Origin of the sequence: Arcanobacterium pinnipediorum (assembly GCF_023973165.1) — a bacterium.
Classification (GTDB): Bacteria; Actinomycetota; Actinomycetes; order Actinomycetales; family Actinomycetaceae; genus Arcanobacterium; species Arcanobacterium pinnipediorum.
In genome coordinates, this window is the sequence record NZ_CP099547.1 from 934100 (window position 1) to 954801 (window position 20702).

Sequence of the window (20702 nt, forward strand, 5' to 3'; positions counted from 1 at the left end):
GGAGAAGACGCGTGCAAAATTCACGTGAGGAACGAAAGAAAGAAAGCAAGCCTATTGGTCGGCTCATCACTCTTGGTGTGTTGATTGTAGCGCTTTTTGCTACCTTGAGTTTTGGCACCATAACTGGTGAAAAAAATCGATTTTTACCGCAATTAGCTCTGGATTTAGAGGGTGGAACTCAAATCATTCTCACTCCTTTGACTACCGATGGATCAGAAGTAACTGACGAAGATGTCAAGCAAGCAATTGAAATCATCCGTCAACGTGTTGATGCTTCTGGCGTTGCAGAAGCAGAAATTACGGCACAAGGTGGATCAAATATCATTGTTGCGCTACCAGGTCAGCCAGATAAGGCCACTCTTGATCTAGTTCGTACATCTGCGGTTTTACGCATGCGACCGGTACTGTCTTATGCAGATCCAAATCCGATTACAAAAGAAGATCTAGTTGCTCGCCTCGGGGATAAAGCAGCAGGTTTAGATCCGCAAACAATGACTGATGATCAATACGCAGCAGCAGTCATGACCTTGGCTGATAGTGATGGTGATGGAAAACTTTCCGATACTCCGATTACTACTCCTGCTAATGCCTCCGATCCTTCATGGATCAGCGAGCAAATTATTTACGACTCGTTGACGTTACAATGCGGTTCTAAAGATCAAGCAATTGCAGCAAATGGTGATGATCCTGCTAAAGCAATGGTTTCGTGTGAGGCTGAACGCGGCATCAAACTTATTCTTGGACCAGCAGAACTTGAAGGGTCGACGATTGCATCGGCTAGTTCTGGACCATCGGTTAATCAGCAAGGACAACCAGATGGTGGGTTTGCGGTCCATATGAATTTCGATTCTGAAGGTTCAGCTAAGTTTGCTGAAGTTACTGGACGTATCTCTAAACTTCCCTCACCACAAAATCAATTTGCTATTGTGCTCGATGGTCAAACAGTCTCCGCACCAAAAACTGATAATGCTATCACCGGTGGCCAAGCTCAAATCACCGGTTCTTTCAAGGCCAAAGAAGCTGCGGCTTTAGCTAATCAGTTAAACTTCGGTTCACTACCGCTTTTCTTTGAAGTTCAATCCGAAGAACAAATTTCGGCAACACTGGGTGCAGAACAACTTCAATCAGGTCTGATTGCCGGTTTGTTCGGAATTCTTTTCATCGTTTTATATATGCTGTGGCAATACCATGCCTTGGGCGCAATCGCGATCGCATCGATTGTCGTGTCTACTGGATTGTCCTTCTTCGTTATTTCCTTCCTCTCGTGGACGATGGGTTACCGACTATCAATGGCGGGCGTACTAGGAATTATTATTTCCGTAGGCGTGACCGCAGATTCGTTCATTGTCTACTTTGAACGCATACGTGATGAGATCCGTGACGGCCTGACAATCCGTGGCGGCATTGAACACGGATGGGAACGCGCACGGCGAACCATCATCATCTCTGACATTGTGAATTTAGTGGCCGCATCGGTTCTCTTCATTCTCACAGTGGGCTCGGTGCGTGGTTTTGCTTTCACACTTGGCATTACCACCGTTCTCGATTTGATCGTCGTTATGATGTTTACGTACCCAGTCATGCACTATCTGGGCAAGACTACCTATTTTGGCGATGGTAAGCGTGGCTCTGGGCTTGATGCACTCAAACTTGAACGTGCACCTATATATCGCGGTCGCGGCTACAGTGAGCCCCAACCAGAAAAGAAAACCCGGAAGGTACGTGCCGTCTTGGCTAATGGCGAAGAAACTGAGCTCAATGATTATGAGTACCCCGATGAAAGATTTGTTCAACATCAGGAAACTCTTGCTCAGCGTCGTGCACGTGAGCGCCGTGAGCGCAAGGCAGCACAGAAAGGGGAGAACTGATGTTATCGATGTATAAGATCGGAAATGATTTATACACTGGGCGTTCTTCTGTCAATATCATTGGTCGTCGTAAGATTTGGTTAGTGTTTGCACTGGTTTTGATGGTGTTATCACTATTGGCTTTTGCCATTAAGTCGCCAAATACTGGTATTGAATTCCGAGGCGGATCGCAATTTACAGTTTCAGGAACCACTAACGCATCGCATCAGCCAGCATACGATGTGATCAAAAAGGTTGGGCAAGATGATGCCCCGCGCGTTGCTAACCTGGGCTCGTCATCAATCCGAGTCCAAACAGCTAAACTTGACGATCAGCAAACTCAAGAAGTTCGTGACGCGTTAGCTAGTGCCTATGGCGTCCAGCCAGCCGATGTCACCTCGACATTCGTTGGACCATCGTGGGGCGCAGATATTTTATCCAAAGCAATTCGCGCAATGATCATCTTTATGGTTTTGATATCTCTAGTGCTTACCGTGTATTTCCGATCATGGACTATTGCGGTAGGTGCTAACGGTGCACTAGTCCACGACTTCATTATCACCTTGGGTGTGTATTGGTGGGCTGGTTTTGAAATTACTCCAGCTACCGTTATCGGATTGTTGACCATCATGGGATATTCACTATACGACACAGTCGTGGTATTCGATAAGGTGCGTGAGAATACTGAAAACGTGACCTCACAATATCGCTACACGTATGAGGAAACCGCAAACCAGGCTATGAACCAAAGCCTTATTCGCTCGCTGAATACCTCAATTACTGGTCTGCTTCCCGTAACGGCGATCTTGTTCATTGGTGTATATATTCTTGGTGCAGATACCTTGCGTGATCTTGCGCTCGTGATGTTTGTTGGTATGTTGCTCTCAACGCTGTCATCGCTGATTATTGCTGCTCCGTTAGCTGTCTTCCTTGCAATGCGTAATCCGAAGATTCGCGAACATACCGCAGAAGTTCTTGCACGACGTAGCGAATCATCTGAGCCAGCTGAGCAAGTTGAACCAGACCACGCTACACTTGGTTCCGTAGAAGTCATCGCCGGTGGTCATCAAGGACACCGCGCACAGCCAAAACGTCAGAAAAAGAGGAAGAAACGTTGAGTACTGAAAATATTTTTCCACAGGACGTTGTTGAGCTCGTCCGATCACACGTACGCGAAGTTCAAGATTTCCCGGCTCGTGGTGTGCTATTTCGCGATATCACCCCACTGATTGCCGATCCACAAGGTTTTTCAGCACTCATCGAGATGATTGCAGAGAAATACCGGGGCAAAGTAGATGCTGTTGCAGGCCTGGAATCGCGAGGATTCATTTTAGCTGCACCGCTAGCTGTTGCACTTGGAGTAGGAATGCTAACAGTTCGCAAAGCCGGACGGCTACCTGGTCCAGTGGTCGGTATTGACTATGACCTTGAATATGGTTCAGCTCGTATGGAACTACAACCATTCACCGTTCAAGATGGTCAACGTGTTCTAGTTCTCGACGACGTCTTGGCTACCGGTGGCACTGCTGGTGCGGCATGTGATCTCATTCGACAAGCTGGTGGTGACCCAGTAGGACTGTGCGTACTTATCGAATTAACCGGATTCAATGGCCGTGAATATCTCGGTTCTGACATCGCAGTTGATTCGGTTCTTAAATACTGATCGTGTGTGATCATGACAGCTCACGTTAGACCGTGAGCTGTTGATCTCTAGCGTTACCATGATACGTAGATACGAGGCAGGTTATGCCTCGTATCTACGTATCTTAATTGCAAGATATTACGGGTAATGCGCTAGAATAAGATATTACATGGTTTAGGAGGTTCGAGATGTCGTCCCATTCGCATACTCCACGAGTACGGTCGCGCTTTTCGTGGTTAGGGAAAAAGGTCAATGTTCCCACCATCCTCGAACCCATGATGAGTGTTGAATCCATTAAATCGATGGATATCTCCAGGATTATTCACGCCTATGAGGTTGCTGAGCGCCTCCATAGAGGAGTAAACCGCAAGTCTGGTGAACCATATATCACTCACCCTGTGGCTGTAGCTACTATCTTAGTTGAGCTCGGACTCGATGAAGATACCATCGTTGCGGCCTTGCTCCACGATACGGTCGAAGATACAGATTATACCTTGGCAGAACTCTCTCGTGAGTTCGGTCCAACTGTTGCGCTCCTCGTCGATGGAGTAACAAAACTCGACAAAGTCAAATATGGCGAAGCCGCTGCTTCAGAAACAGTGCGCAAAATGATTATCGCCATGGCCAAAGATATTCGAGTTTTGCTGATCAAGCTTGGCGATCGGTTACACAATGCCCGGACGTGGAGATTCGTTTCGCAATCCTCAGCACAGCGCAAAGCCCGGGAAACTTTAGAGATTTTCGCACCTCTAGCACATCGCTTAGGTATGAATTCCATCAAATGGGAGCTTGAAGATCTCTCATTTCGCATTTTGTACCCGGCCGTGTATTCCGAGATTGAACGTATGGTTCGAGAACGAGCTCCGGAGCGTGAACGGTTCATCGAAGAAGTTAAAGATACACTCAAACGAGAATTGGCCAAAGCTAACGTTAAATGCACGATTAGCGGCAGACCAAAGCATTATTATTCCATCTATCAGAAGATGATTTTGCGTGGTCGAGATTTTGAAGACATCTACGATCTAGTTGGCGTACGAGTACTTGTTGACGAAGTCCAAGATTGTTACACCGCGTTAGGCGTTGCAAATTCCGCCTATACCCCGATTCAAGGACGAATCAAAGATTACATCGCCTCACCTAAATTCAATCTCTACCAGTCGATCCACACTACCGTCATGGGACCAGGTGGGCGCACGGTTGAAATTCAGATCCGCACCCACGATATGCATCGGCGAGCTGAATACGGCGTCGCAGCCCACTGGCGTTACAAAGAAAATCCCAATGCCTCGTCTTCGAAAGAACAAACGAGCAAGGAAGATACACAACTTGAATGGTTGCGACAATTAGTTGATTGGCAGCGTGATACCGCCGATCCTTCAGAATTTCTTGATTCGTTGCGCTATGAGATGTCGCGTAACAAGGTCTATGTTTTTACCCCTGCAGGTGAAGTCAAAGAACTTCCTGCCGGGTCAACTCCGGTAGACTTCGCTTTTGCTGTGCACACTGAAGTGGGCTATCGCACTGTAGGTGCGAAGGTTAATGACCGGTTGGTAACTCTTGATCACGAGTTACAATCTGGCGATACGGTTGAAATTATTACATCAAAGTCTGAAGATGCTGCACCCTCGCGGGGGTGGAGTGATTTCGTTGTTACAGCTCGAGCGCGATCAAAGATCAAGCAGTGGTATTCGCGATCACGCAAAGATGAAACAGCTGAAATAGGCAAGGAAAAACTTGCTAAGGCTATTCGACGTCGAAACGAACCCATCCAACGCTTGATGAGCCACGATACGCTCAAGGCTGTTGCGCAAGACCTCAACCGAAGCGACGTGACAGACTTATACGCGGCGATTGGTGAAGGTGCTGTCTCTGCTGAGTCAGTGGTACGCCGTCTTATCATCTCCCAAGGTGGGAACGCAGGAGCAGAAGAAACTCTCGCAGAAGCGGTTACTCCTACACGTATTAAGCATCGTTCTGAGGGACAAGGATCCTCGGCGGTTATCGTCGCCTCAATTGAGGATACTGACGTCTTAGTGAAGTTAGCAAAATGCTGTACGCCAGTCCCGCCAGATGAGATCGTCGGTTTTGTTACTCGCGGCAGTGGTATTTCGGTACACCGCGCCGATTGCCCGAATGTGGATTCTTTGCGACGCGAACCAGATAGGTTTATTGACATTGCCTGGGATTCTCAAGCTGATGCCGTCTATTTAGTCCAAGTTCAGATCGAAGCGTTAGATCGGCGGGGGTTGCTTGCGGATGTGACGCGAGTATTGTCAGAACATGATGTGAATATGATTTCGGGAACGATTAACACTTCTTCAGAACGAGTGGCGAAATCCAGTTTCACATTCGAGATGGCAGATCCGCATCATCTTGAGCGCGTCTTGCGTGAGTTGCGTAAGATTGAAGGGGTCTACGATGCTTATCGCATCACTGGCAACAAGAAGGACCACAATCGACTCTTGCGTGCCTCGCAGACGCCTAATCCGAAACGGAATGCGAATTAATCGTCTTAATAACTTCGTCTGGGAATTGGAACAGCACTTCGCGTACTTTGCGCATCCCGGGATGATTTTTTAACTGTTGTGCCAGGTGCAGAATTCGATCGAAGGAGGCCCCGAGTCGCAGCATTGCGCAAAGGGCTTCAGTACCGGTGGCAAGATCGTTACGCAAGATATCTATAACTGTTCGTTCCATTGTCGTTATATAGGTTGATCCTATTTTTGCGATATCTTCTATACCGATCTTCATGCGCGGATAACCTTTGCTGTGCTTGCCAGATATGCTGCATAAATGTAGTGAGCGAGAAAGTTCAACTGTTGTGATTCCGGTGTAAACCCAGTATGCGCCAACATGAGTGATGGCAATGTTGGGATCGCACAACGAAGCGATTATTCCGGCACGTTGTTCGATGCTTGCCACAAAATCTGAAGCGATCCAGCCCAAACCGCCCAGCTCGATGAGGTTTCCTTCGCGCTGGAGACTAAGGCAGGTGTGGAGTTCGGCTAATGTGCGGGGACGAATAACAAGTGGATACATAGAACTAGGAAAGCATAAAGCCAAAACTCACGTTGGGGGTAATCCACAGCTTGTGGATTACCCCCAACGTTGTTACAGGTTCTATGGAATTATTGTGCGCTTACTCCGCCAAAACTGCTGCGAGCCATGCCTTGCGTGCTTCGAGAGACGCAGAAAGTTCCTTGACTTTCTTCTCATTGCCTTCAGCTTGAGCCTGTGCGATCTCTGACTCTAGCTCTGCGATAAGTTCTTGAAGCTGAGCAGCCATACCATTGGTACGCTCTTCCTTTTCGGGATCAGATTGACGCCACAGCTCAGACTCAGCATCACGGATCGCTGCTTCAATATCACGCAAGCGCCCTTCAGTACGAGCAACATCGCCACGAGGAACTCGACCAATACTATCCCAACGCTCGCCAATAGCGCGAATCTGCTCTTTAGCATAGTCGATATCAGAAATCGGAAGGAGCTTTTCTGCTTCTTCAAGTAGAGCTAATTTAGCTTGCAGATTTGCGCCAAATTCTTCATCGAGCGCAGAATTATGAGCGGTTCGCGCATCGAAGAAGGCCTGCTGTGCAGCGCGGAAACGCTCCCAGAGTCGATCGTCGTCTTTCTTAATGGAACGCCCAGCTGCCTTCCACGCATCCATCAGTTCACGATACCGGCTAGCAGTTGGACCCCATTCAGTTGAGGTTGACAACGCTTCAGCTTCAGCAATGAGCTCTTCTTTACGGGCAATAGTCTGTTTAATTGCAGCATCGCGCTCGGAGAAATACTGCCGACGGTGGCGATCGAATTTGGTTCGAGCAGACGAGAACCGCTTCCACAGTGCTTCTTCAGCCGGACGATCAATACGAACACCATTTCGTTGGGCATTCTTCCACGCATCCAAAAGCTCAGAGAGCTCCTGCCGAGAATTCTTCCAATGGGTTCGTGCCGGATCTTGATCGGCAAGTTCCTCAGCCTTTTCAACAATTGCGGTACGCTCGGCCAATGCCTTTTCTTTAGCTGCGGCACGCTCGGCTGCAACAAGCTGCTTGCGCTCTTCGGCCAAGACATCTAGTTTCGCTGCCCGATCCTTTAGTGAAGCCACATCGCCAATCACGGCAGGCTCAACAAGTTGGGCATGTAGTGCCTTTAAGGATTGGCGTGCTTCTTCTGGAGAAATATGTGAAATACGCGTTTCAAGGAGGGCAACTTGTGCCTGAAGATCAAGGAAGCGACGGATGTAGAGATCCATTGCTTCATTTTCTGAACCGTCGACGGCGTATTGGCCAACGATTCGTTCACTGCCATCAGCTTCTTTGAGCCAGACGTTGCGCTCAGAATCTACGCGACCAAAGCTTGCCGCGTGCTTGGCTAAGGTATCATCAACTGGCGGAATTGGAGCAGAAGCAGATTTCGGATGTGCTACCGCACGTGGGGTGGGGGTTGGATTATTCTCAGTCATGGGACCCTCCTTCAGACGGGGTTGACCGTTCTCGTTGTCATATGCATTTCTAGTTTACGCCTAATCGCGGTGTTTTTGCTTGTGTTCCGGTACGGTTAAGATATGTTATTTTTGCGATACGATCAGACATTCTTGCAAGCCAATACTTATATCTTGGCTCATGACGAGGCACGCGTAGGGTTAATCGTTGATCCGGGTGCGGGTAGTGCACCGTGGATTAAGCAAATTCTAACGGAATTAGACCTTGAACTCGGGGCAGTTTTGCTTACCCATGGCCACCCAGACCACGTGTGGGATAGTGCAAAAGTTGCCCACGATAAACCGGTATATATTCCACAACCAGATATGTATCGAATGGATGATCCAGCTTCGCATCTGCCACCAGATGCCGGGCGCGATTTAGCCCTACAGCGCCTAGGTGGGGGAGAGTGGGCAAAACCAGCAAACCTCCAACCTTTACCGAGCGCGATGCTATCGAGCGCAGTGGAATTAGTTCCTGGTGTTGCGCTACGGGCTTTGCCCGCTCCGGGCCATACTGAAGGCTCGACCGTATTTATCTGTGAAGGCCAGATTTCACATGCTCCGTATGCGGTGATGTTACCAACAGGACGAAACGAAACCTTCATGCTCGGCGGAGACGTAATTTTCAACGGAGGTATCGGTCGAACCGATCTTCCAGGTGGTGATGAGTATGAAATGGCTTCCACATTGCGCCTTTTAGTCCAAACAATTCGACCTGAAACATTTATTTTCCCAGGGCATGGACCACACACCATGATGTTCCATGAGACACGCCATTCACCCTATATCCAAGCTGCCATGAGCTAAAACACCATTACATACCCAACTCCAATATCCTGTAGCAAAACAAAACATGGAAGAATAATAGCTATGGCTAAAATTGTACCTCTGTCTGGATTTCCCGAATGGCTCCCTGCGGGGCGACTTGTTGAACAAAAAGTTTTAGATACGTTGCGTGAAACATTTGAACTACACGCATTTTCATCTATCGAGACTCGTGCAGTTGAACCGGTAGAGCGCTTGCTTGCCAAAGGTGAGACCTCGAAAGAAATTTATCTGCTCCGTCGTCTCCAAGCAAGCACTGGGCAAGATAAAGACGATCTCGGGTTGCACTTTGATTTGACGGTGCCACTGGCACGTTATGTTTTGGAAAACTCTGGGCACTTAGATTTTCCGTTTAGGCGATACCAGATTCAAAAAGTCTGGCGTGGCGAACGGCCACAAGATGGCCGATTTAGAGAATTTATCCAAGCAGACGTCGACGTCGTGGGCCAAGATAGCCTCGCATTCCACCACGAAATCGAATTGCCGTTAGTCATGGTTGATGCCTTGTCTAGGCTCCCAATTCCTAGAGTGACGATCCACGCCTCTAACCGTAAAGTAGCTCAAGGTTTCTATGAAGCAATCGGACTAACCGACGTCGAACAAACCTTACGTATCGTTGATAAGCTCGATAAAGTTGGTCCCGACGTCGTCAGCGAACTGTTAGCGCGCGACGTTCACGCAACCCCGGATCAGGCGCGATTGACTCTTGAGCTGGCACAGATCCAAACTGCTGATGCATCATTTGCTGATAGGATTCAAGCTTTTGGTTTGCATTCCGATTTACTTGATGAAGGCCTAAACGAGTTGGTCGATCTAGTTGAAGGAGCTAATGCGTTAATCCCCGGTTCAGTGGTGGCAGATCTGAAGATTGCGCGTGGATTGGATTACTACACCGGATCAGTGTACGAATCAGTGCTCGAAGGGCATGCGGATCTGGGCTCGGTGTGCTCGGGTGGCCGCTATGACTCGCTGGTTTCAGATGGAAAGCGAACCTTCCCTGGAGTCGGTCTTTCTATCGGAGTGTCTCGGATTCTTGGCCGAATAATTGGGCAAAAAGTTGTTACTGCTTCGCGTAAAGTCCCAACGGCTGTGTTGGTGGCAGTCAACGACGAAAGTGAGCGGGCCCACGCTGAAAAAACCGCGTTCGCACTGCGCAAGCGCGCAATCCCTACCGAAGTTTCCCCGACGTCGGCAAAATTTGGCAAACAGATAAAGTACGCAGATCGTCGCGGCATACCTTTTGTCTGGTTCTCAACTGACGACGGCGAGCAGGTTAAAGACATTCGCACCGGCGAACAGTTCGCAGTCGATCCCGATACTTGGATGCCATCATTAGCTGACCTGCATCCACAGATAACAGCAGGGGAGTAGGATTGATGGTAGGTGAACTGCATTCGTCGGATATGACGAAAGTTTTGGAAAATATTCGTCACCAGTTAGCACAACTCCATTTTCCATTACCGACTCGTCATGCTGATTATGGAACCGACACTCTTAACGATGTGGTTCACCAACTCGATGATTATATTCTTCCGCGATATCGAAACCTCGATGCGCCGCTGTTAGCTGTTATCGGTGGTTCAACTGGATCGGGTAAATCGACGTTGATTAATGCTTTGGTGCGTGAGCATGTAGCATCTACATCTGCGGTTCGGCCAACTACTCGCCAGCCGATGCTCATGTTCCATCCAGCAGATGAATCGTGGTTTTCTGATCAGCGTATCTTGCCCGGACTTATTCGAGTCAGTGGGAGCGGTGAAAACCAAGAGCCACATTCTCATCTTTCTTTGCATCCCACTGAAGCGTTGCCGGTGGGGATGGCGGTGCTTGACTCACCAGACATTGACTCTTTTGCGCAAGAAAACCGCGAATTAGCTGCCCAACTTTTGTCAGCGGCTGATTTGTGGGTATTTGTAACAACGGCGGCGCGGTATGCCGATGCTGTTCCGTGGGCGTTGTTAGACGAAGCTGCCAAACGCAATATCGTCGTAGCGGTTGTGCTTAATCGCGTTCCGCCAGGGCAAGGAGCAGAGATTCGCCCTGACTTGGCCCGCCGGCTAACCGAACGTGGATTGGCCAGTGCGCCACTGTTTGTTATCTCGGAGCAAGACTTCGATGACCTTGGTTTTATGCGTGTTCAAGACGTGTCATCGTTGCGTGACTGGCTGGTGAGTCTATCGCGCGATGCTGCCGCTAAATCAGCGGTAGTACGCCAAACTCTCGCTGGTGCTGTGTCTCAATTGGGTTGGTCACTAACCCAGATTCACAGCGCCTATGAAGAACAGATAGCTGCACTACAATCCTTGCAGTGGGATATTGACCATGCTCGCGATCTCGGACATGAAGCAGTTCGGCAAGCTCTCCACGACGGTACCTTACTGCGCGGTGAGGTGTTGGCCCGCTGGCAAGATATTATCGGCACCGGTGCGTGGAGTCGTTCACTTGAAGATGGGGTTTCTCATCTTCGCGATAAAGTCTCACGATGGCTAACCGGGCGCAGTGCCAACGAGTCGCAGGTCATCGAAGCGCTTGATGAAGGCATTGCGGCGTTGTTAGTTTCCCAAGCTGAGGCCGCTGTAGTCAATGTGCGTAGCGCGTGGCAACGCAGCGCGCTTGTGAGTCTCCCGCAGGTGCGCTCTGCTGAGGAACGACGTCAAGACGCCGGTATGCTTATACGCCAATGGCAAGAAGAGCTATATGCGCTGGTAGCTAACGAAGGTCAAAGTAAAAAGGCCACTGCTCGATTCTTAGCACTTGGCGTCAATGCTGTTGGCTTGGCGTTGATGATTATGGTGTTTTCTGCAACAGCTGGACTCGCAGGTGGTGAAATAGCGGTTGCTGGTGGAACAGCCATCGTTGCACAACGAGTCTTAGAAGCAGTTTTTGGCGACGACGCAGTGCGCCGGATGACCAAAAACGCCACACTATCGTTGCAAGAGCGTGCGCAAGATTTCATTGAACGTGATCTCCAAGCCTACCGTGAGGTTTTAGATTCCATGGCACTTGATCAAATGCAGGCACAAAAACTCCTTGAGCTACATGCTGATTTACGGCGAGTAGATGGATCGGATGGGCTGTGATGAACACTTCGGTACAAGACGGCATTGAGTTACTAAGCTCAGTAGTTGACGTTGCGGGGAATTATCTTTCTCCTGAGCTCCTCAGTGACGTCCAACGTACACTGAATCGAGTCCAGCAGCGCCAAGATTATTCACCGGATACTACGGTGATTGCCATCGCTGGACCTACTGGTGCCGGAAAATCATCTCTTGTCAATGCACTGATTGGACAAGAGTTAGTTGCCGTAGCCGCCACCCGGCCTACCACCGCTCAGCCCACCGCGGTCTCCTCCTATCCGTTGAATGTACAAACAGATGTTACTACCTGGTTGGGGATCGAAAAGCGTTATGAACGTAGCGAACTAAAGCATCTGTTTGGCACCGATGCTCCGTTTGTTGTGGTTGATCTTCCAGACATTGACTCTACTGCGGTAGAAAACCGAGTCCAAGCGGCCACGATTATTGAAAAAGCTGATGTGATTGTGTGGGTTGTTGATCCGCAAAAGTATGCCGATAGTTCAGTCCATGATGAGTATTTAGCGAAGTTACGTGAACAATCGGGTGGGATGTTAGCAGTGGTTAATCACAGTGATCGGTTGAACGAAGAAGATCAACGCCACGTTCGTGCTTCGTTGCGCCAGATATTGGATACCAACCATATCGATTCTCCGATCCTTTTGACTTCTGCCACGACGGGAAGTGGGATCGGCCAGCTACGTACTTACCTCGCCGGGTTTGCCGAGAGTAAGAAAGCAGCATATGAAAAACTCGCTTCAGATATCCGCACTATTGCGCAGCGCATTAGCGATGAGTTTTCTCAACAAACCTTCCAGCCTCATGACACTGATTCAATAACCGAGGAACGTCTCATCGATAGCGCGCTGCATGCGGGTGGGGCATATGTTCTTGCCCGATTGGCTGGCCAGTCGTATGGTTTTCGAGCTAGGAAAGCTACTCGTTGGCCGTTGACGCGCTGGATCTCGAAGCTCAAAGTCGATCCGTTGGAGCGGTTTAGGCTCACGAAACCCGAAGCTAGTGAAGAAATTGTTCCAGTGACGGGGATTGCGCGCTCCGATATAGCACTGGGCCAAACAGCGAACGAATATCATCGATATATCGAGAGTCGCACTGCGCACATGCCACAACGTTGGGTCCATGATTTGTTAGCCCAAAAAGATGACACAGTCACAAATCTTATTCGCAGGGCCGATTATATTGGAACACACACCGATGCTGTTGCTCGACGTCATCCGTTATGGTGGCGGGTAGTTAACGGTGTGCAGTGGTTATTGTTCGCCACAGTTATCGTTGGTGGAGGGTGGCTAGCCTTGCGCGCCTTTGCTTTCAATATTGGGATATGGGTCAGCCAGCCACCAATGGTTGGTATTTTTCCGCTCCCGCTGGTGCTGGTAGTTGGAGGTATCGGGGCAGGCTGGCTGGTCTCGTTGCTATCAGGGATTTTCGTCCGCCGTGGAGTTCGCCGAACCGAGAACCGCATCAAACGCCGACTTGTGAAAGAATTTAGTTCCGAAATGCATCAGGAGCTGATCGAGCCAATCGATAGTGCCGTCGCGCGCCACCAACAGCTCCTCGATGAGCTGGCTCTGCTGGAAAACGTGCGCAGCTAGGAAGCTTGGCTTTTCGGTTAGGAAGCTTGGCGTTTCAGCTAGAAAGCTAGGCGTTGCAGCAAACACCTAATACAGCCAGAAGGCAGTAAGTCTAACGCCGAACTGATTACGCAAAAAAGAAGATAGCAGGATATGAAGCCGTATCCTGCTATCAATCTATCTGGCAGACTCAGAGAATTTTAGTACGTATCGTCAAATGATCGACGATCGGACTTCCAGCTACCTTTGCGATGTTGGCGTTTAAACGATCCTTTACGATCGGACTGCGCGTGACGGCGATCGTCACCAAACTTTCGGTCGGCGCGGTACTTACGCAAGCCAGATTCGTCGCTGTTATCGTCGAAGGAGCGGTGGGCGCCACGAGGTCCGGAATCTTTGGTGATGTCCAGCGCGCGTCCCGAAACACGCGCTTGCCCAATTCGGCGTAATGTTGCCTTATCAAGTTCGGTATCAACGTGGACGAGAGAGAAGGATGGGAAGATGTCAATCTTGCCCAACTGTGAACCTCGAAGGCCACCTTCATTAGTCATTGCCCCCACAATTGCGCCAGGTGCAACTCCATCGCGACGGCCAACTTCTACGCGGTAGGTGGTTCCGGGCTCGTCAAAGCCACCACGATCGGAACGTCGAGCACCCGAACGACGCCCACCGCGATCTTCGCGACCGCCACGATCGTCACGGCGTGCGCGTCGATCATCTTCAGCAGCAAAGTTGACGGTTAGGCGATCGGGTTCATCACTTGACTGTGGCCCGGGATCGCGTACGCCAATAGCAAGCAGTGATGCCACGAGATCGGATAAGCTCAAGAGTGCCATGCCATCGCTTTGGGCGTCTTGTTGAGCTTGAATAAATTCGGAAATAACCTCTTCATAGACATGCAACCGCCCAATAGCATGGCGTTCTACAGCAGATGCGAGGAGTTTGCGTGCACGCAAGGCAGATACTTCAGCTGGGGTAGGTAATTCTACTTGCTTCATCTGAACATGCGTGACATTTTCAATACGACGGAGACGCTGCTTTTCCTTGGGTGTGACAAACGCCAGCGCAGTTCCTTCGCGGCCTGCACGACCGGTTCGTCCAATACGGTGAACATAGGTTTCGACTTCACGTGGAATATCGAAGTTGACAACTAAGCCAATACGTTCGACGTCGAGCCCTCGAGCAGCTACGTCAGTTGCAACGAGCACATCGATTGAACCGTGACGTAACCTATCAACCAACTTCTCACGTTCTTTTTGTGCTACGTCTCCAGACAGGGCCGCGGCTTGGACTCCGCGCGTGGTTAGTTCAATAGCTAAATCTTCAGCTGTTGCACGGGTGCGCACAAAAACAAGCGCAGCATCAGCTTCAGTGGTAGCAAGTACGCGTGCCAAAGCGCCAATCTTGTGTCGCGTTGGAACAACGGCATAAGTTTGAGTGATTGTGGAAACTGTAGAACTTGGCGAGGAAACTTGTACTTCGGCAGGGTTGTGTAAATGAGTTTCAGCTACGCGACGGATCTGCTTAGGCATCGTTGCGGAGAAAAGCGCGGAGATTCGTTCGTCTGGTAATCCAGAAGCAATCTTTTCGACGTCTTCGGCAAAACCCATGCGCAGCATTTCGTCAGCTTCGTCAAGAACGAAGTAACGAATTGCAGACAAATCCAATGCGCCACGCTCTATCATATCCATGACGCGTCCGGGGGTTCCTACAACAACTTGCGCTCCATCACGAAGCGCACCTAGTTGTGGGCCGTAGGCAGAACCGCCATAGACGGCGACGACGTCGAGACCACCAGTTTGGGCAGCAAACGTTTCGATTGCTTCTGCACCTTGAAGCGCGAGTTCGCGGGTAGGTGCAAGGACGAGGGCCTGCACGTGGCGGTCATCTGCATCAACATGTGCAAGCATCGGCAGCGCAAATGCAGCAGTTTTTCCGGTGCCTGTTTGGGCAACCCCAAGGACATCTTGACCGGCAAGAAGAAGCGGAATCGCTTGTTCCTGGATCGCGGTCGGTGTGGTGAAACCAAGGTCGGTCACTGCTTGTAAAATATCTGAAGGTAGATTCAGATCGGTAAATGTAGTGGCATTAGCCATGTAGAAATTCCAAACGTAGATCGGTAAAGCCCGCGGAAAATCCCCATGCATACACTAGCGGGCCTGGCGCAAGAATCGCGCATATTTAACTTTAGTGCTATTTGGAGCAGAAAAGACGCTAAGCAACGGTGACGTTGATTACCGTGTTTTATTGCACGTTGCGTGGATGGAGCCGGTTAGTTAGGGACATCGCGCCGAGCAAAATGAGAAGAATCAAGGCGATGGGCATGGCGAATGCAAGATGTCCTAAATTCGTTGAGATTGCATAAGAAATCCCTGCGATACCAATCAAAAATGCGGCACCGAGTGTATCGGCTATTTGTAGTGCAGCAGAGACTTCGCCGTGTCGTTGTAACGGGGTTAACGACAATGCGTGCACTGTCAAGGCGGGGTAGAGATAACCCAGGCCAAATCCGGCGATAAACCAACCAAATAGGACAATAATCCCAGATACCGATGGGTGGATAGAAGGGAAAACGATCAATGTTCCAACTAGTTGTAACCCTAGGCCAACATAGGGAATATGGCGCCGCTTGCGTTCTTCGACGATTCTTCCTTGTAGTTGTGAAGCAAGGGCCCACGAAATAGCAGACATCGTCAAAACGAATCCAGCTCGGGTAGCTGACCAGCCGTGGATTTCTTTTAAGATCAGCGGCAGGTATATCTCAACTGCCATTAATGAGCCATTGGCAATACCGCGCAGGAGAACTGTTGATGGCATACCGCGGCGAGCCTTGAACGTTCCTTCGGGCAGCAACAGCGGTGCAAATACACATACGAGGATCATTCCAATACCCATCAGTGTGATGGTTTTCAGATCTGGCTGGCCTTTATTCGATGAGGCAACAAGCAAGGCTCCAATGCCGATACTGGCACCACACGCTAAATAAAATACGTTTAATGCGCGCAAGGGTTGGAGGTTTTGGTGAGCCGGAAGTTCTTTAAACTGAGTCCAGGCTAGGGGGACGATTAAAATAAAAACGATGGGCGTAAATCCAAAAACCCAGCGCCATGACGCATACTCAACTAGCAAACCAGCTAAGAATGGCCCAATCAACGAAGGTATAACCCATGCGGTAGCAAAAGCAGCGAAGTAACGCGGCTGGCGTTCTTTGGAAATGAAGTTACCGACCAGAACATAGAGGGGGACGACTAACAGTCCGGAGCCGAACCCTTGGAGTGCACGCCCAATAACAATAAATTCGATATTCGGTGCTAACGCGGCAATTGTCAGACCTAACATGGCAAGCGCAGCACCGGTGAAGAAGGAAGGCTTTGGCCCGCGGGCATCAACCCATGGGCCAGACAGTGCCGTGGTCATTAACTGCGTTGCAAAAACCACACCGGCTGCTAGGGCATAGAGGCGCTTACCGCCTAAAATTTCGACGATATAGGGCATAGCAGTGGTGGCAGCCATAGTTTGAAAGGCTGCTAACGAAATAAATACGACAGCTAAGATAAGAATCCAGCGTTCTAAACTTCGCGATACTGGTCCGATATTATTAGGTTTGAGTCCACTCGTCATAGAGATATCTTCGCACACCTGAGCTGAGGATGTAGTTATGTCTACTATCACAGCCTTGTAAAATAGCGCTTTACATAGGCAAATGGTGAGATATTACCCGTTTTGATGATCAGTTTCGCTATCGATGCGGGCGTAGAATAGAGATTGTGTGCACCGCCCGTCTCGTGGTGTACTGTAGTCCGCTCGTCTCGCGGATGAATGTCTAAAATCAAAGAGAAATGAGGATTGCGTGTTACGCACTCGTATGGCAGGTTCCCTGCGCAAAGAAGATATTGGTACGACGGTGACCCTAACTGGCTGGGTTGACCGCCGTCGTGATCATGGTGGTATTGCCTTTATTGATTTGCGAGATGCCTCCGGGATCGCACAGGTAACGATCCGGGCTGAGGTTGCCCATGAGCTTCGCTCTGAATACGTTATCAAGGTTACCGGAACAGTTTTGCAACGTCCGGAAGGCAATGCCAATGCCGCAATTCCAACCGGAGATATTGAAGTAGAAGCGACAGATGTTGAAGTATTGAATCCTTCTGCGCCACTGCCATTCCAAGTATCTAATGCTGCTGAAGATGCCGGCTCGGTTAACGAAGAAACACGACTAAAGTATCGCTATCTCGACTTACGGCGCTCCCACGAGCAACATGCTATTCGCTTACGGGCTAAGGTTTCGCAGGCAGCGCGTCGGGTTTTAGACAACCACGATTTTGTTGAAATTGAAACACCAACATTGATTCGTTCCACTCCAGAAGGGGCACGTGACTTTATTGTTCCAGCCCGCCTATCGCCTGGCTCATGGTATGCGTTACCGCAGTCTCCACAGCTGTTTAAACAGTTGTTGATGGTCGCTGGTATGGAGCGCTACTACCAAATTGCCCGGTGTTATCGCGACGAAGATTTCCGTGCCGATCGGCAACCAGAGTTCACTCAGCTCGACGTCGAAATGAGCTTTGTTGAACAAGAAGACGTTATGGCAGTCGCCGAAGACGTCCTTCGTGAAATTTGGGCTTTAATTGGCTACGATCTCCATACGCCAATTCCGCACATCACCTATCGCGAAGCGATGGAAAATTATGGTTCAGACAAGCCAGACTTGCGTTTTGGACAAAAGCTGATCGACCTCACCGAATATTTTGCTAATACACCATTTAGAGTTTTCCAAAATGATTACGTCGGTGCGGTGGTAATGCCTGGCGGAGCTTCCCAGCCGCGTCGTACCTTCGATAAATGGCAAGAATGGGCAAAGGCGCGCGGCGCTAAAGGTCTTGCATACGTCACAATTGCAGAAGATGGCACCATTGGCGGTCCGGTTGCAAAGAATATTTCTGATGATGAACGCGCTGGTTTGCTTCAGGCGACTGGAGCAGTTGCGGGCGATTGTATTTTCTTCGCTGCCGGAGAACCCACCGCCTCGCGTGAATTGCTCGGTGCTGCCCGGTTAGAAATCGGTAAGCGGTGCGGTTTGATCAATGAAGATGATTGGGCGTTTGTCTGGGTTGTTGATGCTCCACTCTTTAAGAGCACGAAGGCAGCCCAAGCCGAAGGTGATGTTGCAGTCGCAGATGGCGCATGGACTGCAGTTCACCATGCATTTACCTCTCCAAAGCCAGAATGGCTCGATAACTTCGACCAAGATCCTGGCAACGCTTTGGCCTATGCTTATGACATCGTCTGTAACGGTAATGAGATCGGTGGCGGTTCAATCCGTATCCATCGTCGTGATGTTCAAGAGCGGGTCTTTAACATCATGGGCCTCAATGCGCAACAAGCTCAGGAAAAGTTCGGATTCTTACTCGATGCGTTTAAGTACGGTGCCCCACCACATGGCGGAATTGCGTTTGGCTGGGATCGAATCGTGGCGTTACTGACGAAATCACCTTCGATTCGTGACGTCATCGCCTTCCCGAAGATCGGCAACGGTTGGGATCCAATGACCGATGCACCGGCTGCGATCACTGCACAACAACGCAAAGAAGCCGGCGTCGATGCCAAACCGAAGAAGAAAGAATCTGAGGAATTGGCACCTAGCGTCATCAAAACTGAAAATGAAGTAAAATAAGCTTCACATATCAACGGTGTGGCGTTAACGTCCCTAGCGTGGGTAGTTAACGCCACACCCAAGAATTCGAGAAATAATTTTTGAGGATATGGTGATGAAGAAGAAGTTGGCAATCTTTGCGCCCTTGGGACTTATTGGCGTTATTGTTATCGCATTTTTAACCTATCTAGCATACTTCGCAGTTAGTGGTAGAGCCCTTCCGAACGCACATATCGGCCAGCTCGATGTTGGCGGGATGACGAAGGCAGAAATTGTCACTGAACTTACCTCCAATGTTGATACCGCGCACGCGATGATTAGCGGTCAAGGCATCAACGATACCGATGCAAACCTATCGGACATGGGGGCGCACCTAGATATAGATGCGACAGTGAAACGTGTTCTATCTTCTCATCGTTCTGTTCCGTTAGATTATTTCACTGCACTATTCTCAGATTCGAAGGTCGATCCGATCGTGACCTTCCCTGACGAGGATAAACTTCAAGATTTTGCACGTTCGCTTACCGAAGGCCAAAAATCAGCAGCGTTACCAACACCGGCACGCATCGAACAACAAGATGGTAATTTCGTTGTGGTACCAGGTAGTGATGGGCAAGGCGTTCCAGTTTCGGAAGTTAAGCGCATCGCCAATGAATTAGCTGCATCGCAAAAATCTCTTCCCGTTTCGGTAAAAACTGTTGCGTTACCCGCTCAAGCGCCCAGTGAACAGATCAAGAAGCTCGCTGCGCAAGCCAACCAACTTCGCGATACTGACGTGAGTATGATCGTAGGCGATGAGACGATCACCGCAGATTCACCAACTAAAACCTCGTGGATTTCGTTGACCGACGATACTCTGAGTATCAACCAAGATCTGGTGACCCAGTGGGTTACTGAGAGTTCGAAGAATCTGCTCAGCGATGAAATAGTCGGTGTACGTTACATGAATAATCGAGGAGAGGTTATTCGGGTTGGAACGAAGGCAGTTGCGGCGCAAACTGTTGCAAATGTCGAGCAGATTGTTTCTGCTATCTCCACAAATATTCTTGATGGCAAGCCCACTTCCCAAGCAGTTGAAGTTCAAACCGGGGAAGAAAAGTGGGACGATCGCATCGTTGCATCCGGAGCTGAAAATCTTGTTTATCTCGCTGGAGAAGGTGAGAAATGGATCGACGTCAACCTCTCGAATTTCACCGTCATGGGATATGAAGGTGCTACTGCGGTTCGAGGCCCGATTCCACTCGTCGCTGGTGCCGATGAAACTCCAACGATTACTGGAACCTATAAGATCTGGCACAAGACTCCGAGCCAAACTATGCGCGGTACCAATGTTGATGGAACTCGCTACGAAACTCCGGGAGTCCCATGGATCATGTATTTCCAGGGCGATTTTGCCATCCATGGCGCTCCGTGGCGCAGTTCCTTTGGATACGATGCAGGTGAGTATGGATCCCATGGATGCGTCAACGTCTCTGTTTCGGATGCGAAGTCTCTATATGATTGGGCACCCAAAGGAACGGTTGTCGTCTCCCACTACTAAGGGCGCGAAGTTCGCCTAGTAGCTCGTAGGATAATTTAGC

At 49.7% G+C, this 20702-nt stretch carries 14 protein-coding genes; 10 read left to right on the plus strand and 4 right to left on the minus strand.

Translation table 11 applies throughout. From position 1 onward, the window contains the following. Positions 1-11: 11 nt before the first annotated feature. From secD to NG665_RS04140, 4 genes are all read left to right on the plus strand, one after another. Positions 12-1868, plus strand: a complete 1857-nt coding sequence (gene secD / locus NG665_RS04125) for a protein translocase subunit SecD (RefSeq protein ID WP_252674015.1) — start codon at positions 12-14, stop codon at positions 1866-1868. Continuing rightward, entirely contained in the window at positions 1868-2965 is a 1098-nt protein-coding gene (secF, locus tag NG665_RS04130) for a protein translocase subunit SecF (RefSeq protein WP_252674016.1), read from the plus strand. The genes secD and secF overlap by 1 nt, the downstream gene beginning before the upstream one ends. Next, the gene (locus tag NG665_RS04135; protein ID WP_252674017.1) at positions 2962-3510 is read left to right on the plus strand and encodes an adenine phosphoribosyltransferase; all 549 of its coding nucleotides are present in this window, start codon (positions 2962-2964) and stop codon (positions 3508-3510) included. The genes secF and NG665_RS04135 overlap by 4 nt, the downstream gene beginning before the upstream one ends. Before the next feature lie 167 nt (positions 3511-3677). Further along, complete coding sequence (locus NG665_RS04140) at positions 3678-5996, plus strand: RelA/SpoT family protein (RefSeq protein ID WP_252674018.1); 2319 nt, start codon at positions 3678-3680, stop codon at positions 5994-5996. Here the strand turns inward: NG665_RS04140 and NG665_RS04145 are convergent. Both NG665_RS04145 and NG665_RS04150 read right to left on the minus strand, forming a co-directional pair. After that, positions 5971-6528, minus strand: a complete 558-nt coding sequence (locus NG665_RS04145) for a hypothetical protein (RefSeq protein WP_252674019.1) — start codon at positions 6526-6528, stop codon at positions 5971-5973. The genes NG665_RS04140 and NG665_RS04145 overlap by 26 nt on opposite strands. A gap of 100 nt (positions 6529-6628) precedes the next feature. Then, on the minus strand, positions 6629-7957 hold the full coding sequence (locus tag NG665_RS04150; protein ID WP_252674020.1) for a DUF349 domain-containing protein: 1329 nt from the start codon (positions 7955-7957) through the stop codon (positions 6629-6631). Positions 7958-8059: 102 nt separating this feature from the next. Here NG665_RS04150 and NG665_RS04155 point away from each other — a divergent pair, with 102 nt between their 5' ends. The 4 genes from NG665_RS04155 to NG665_RS04170 all read left to right on the plus strand — a co-directional run bounded on the left by NG665_RS04155 (position 8060) and on the right by NG665_RS04170 (position 13490). After that, positions 8060-8785: an MBL fold metallo-hydrolase gene (locus NG665_RS04155; protein WP_252674021.1), complete on the plus strand. Its 726-nt coding sequence runs from the start codon at positions 8060-8062 to the stop codon at positions 8783-8785. A 63-nt stretch (positions 8786-8848) separates the two neighbouring features. Then, the gene (hisS, locus tag NG665_RS04160) at positions 8849-10174 is read left to right on the plus strand and encodes a histidine--tRNA ligase (protein ID WP_252674022.1); all 1326 of its coding nucleotides are present in this window, start codon (positions 8849-8851) and stop codon (positions 10172-10174) included. Positions 10175-10179: 5 nt separating this feature from the next. Further along, positions 10180-11883, plus strand: a complete 1704-nt coding sequence (locus tag NG665_RS04165; protein WP_252674023.1) for a dynamin family protein — start codon at positions 10180-10182, stop codon at positions 11881-11883. Beyond that, positions 11883-13490 carry a GTPase gene (locus NG665_RS04170; protein WP_252674024.1) on the plus strand — a complete coding sequence of 536 codons (1608 nt, stop codon included), beginning with the start codon at positions 11883-11885 and terminating at the stop codon, positions 13488-13490. The genes NG665_RS04165 and NG665_RS04170 overlap by 1 nt, the downstream gene beginning before the upstream one ends. Before the next feature lie 179 nt (positions 13491-13669). On the opposite strand, the gene NG665_RS04175 is transcribed toward NG665_RS04170, so the two are convergent. Next, positions 13670-15565: a DEAD/DEAH box helicase gene (locus tag NG665_RS04175; RefSeq protein ID WP_353888247.1), complete on the minus strand. Its 1896-nt coding sequence runs from the start codon at positions 15563-15565 to the stop codon at positions 13670-13672. Between the two features lie 148 nt (positions 15566-15713). Continuing rightward, on the minus strand, positions 15714-17090 hold the full coding sequence (locus tag NG665_RS04180; RefSeq protein WP_252674025.1) for an MFS transporter: 1377 nt from the start codon (positions 17088-17090) through the stop codon (positions 15714-15716). A 229-nt stretch (positions 17091-17319) separates the two neighbouring features. Between NG665_RS04180 and aspS the strand changes: the two genes are divergently transcribed. Beyond that, positions 17320-19143, plus strand: a complete 1824-nt coding sequence (aspS, locus tag NG665_RS04185) for an aspartate--tRNA ligase (RefSeq protein ID WP_252674026.1) — start codon at positions 17320-17322, stop codon at positions 19141-19143. Positions 19144-19237: 94 nt separating this feature from the next. Continuing rightward, a complete protein-coding gene (locus tag NG665_RS04190; protein WP_252674027.1) occupies positions 19238-20662 on the plus strand; it encodes a L,D-transpeptidase family protein in 1425 nt (474 codons plus the stop codon). Positions 20663-20702 lie beyond the last annotated feature (40 nt).

Excerpts from the sequence above, each read along its gene's own strand:
- secF (WP_252674016.1), top strand. The coding sequence starts at position 1,868 with ATGTTATCGATGTATAAGATCGGAAATGATTTATACACTGGGCGTTCT.
- NG665_RS04140 (WP_252674018.1), top strand. The coding sequence starts at position 3,678 with ATGTCGTCCCATTCGCATACTCCACGAGTACGGTCGCGCTTTTCGTGG.
- NG665_RS04145 (WP_252674019.1), bottom strand. The coding sequence starts at position 6,528 with ATGTATCCACTTGTTATTCGTCCCCGCACATTAGCCGAACTCCACACC.
- NG665_RS04150 (WP_252674020.1), bottom strand. The coding sequence starts at position 7,957 with ATGACTGAGAATAATCCAACCCCCACCCCACGTGCGGTAGCACATCCG.
- NG665_RS04155 (WP_252674021.1), top strand. The coding sequence starts at position 8,060 with ATGTTATTTTTGCGATACGATCAGACATTCTTGCAAGCCAATACTTAT.
- hisS (WP_252674022.1), top strand. The coding sequence starts at position 8,849 with ATGGCTAAAATTGTACCTCTGTCTGGATTTCCCGAATGGCTCCCTGCG.
- NG665_RS04165 (WP_252674023.1), top strand. The coding sequence starts at position 10,180 with ATGGTAGGTGAACTGCATTCGTCGGATATGACGAAAGTTTTGGAAAAT.
- NG665_RS04170 (WP_252674024.1), top strand. The coding sequence starts at position 11,883 with ATGAACACTTCGGTACAAGACGGCATTGAGTTACTAAGCTCAGTAGTT.
- NG665_RS04175 (WP_353888247.1), bottom strand. The coding sequence starts at position 15,565 with ATGGCTAATGCCACTACATTTACCGATCTGAATCTACCTTCAGATATT.
- NG665_RS04180 (WP_252674025.1), bottom strand. The coding sequence starts at position 17,090 with ATGACGAGTGGACTCAAACCTAATAATATCGGACCAGTATCGCGAAGT.
- NG665_RS04190 (WP_252674027.1), top strand. The coding sequence starts at position 19,238 with ATGAAGAAGAAGTTGGCAATCTTTGCGCCCTTGGGACTTATTGGCGTT.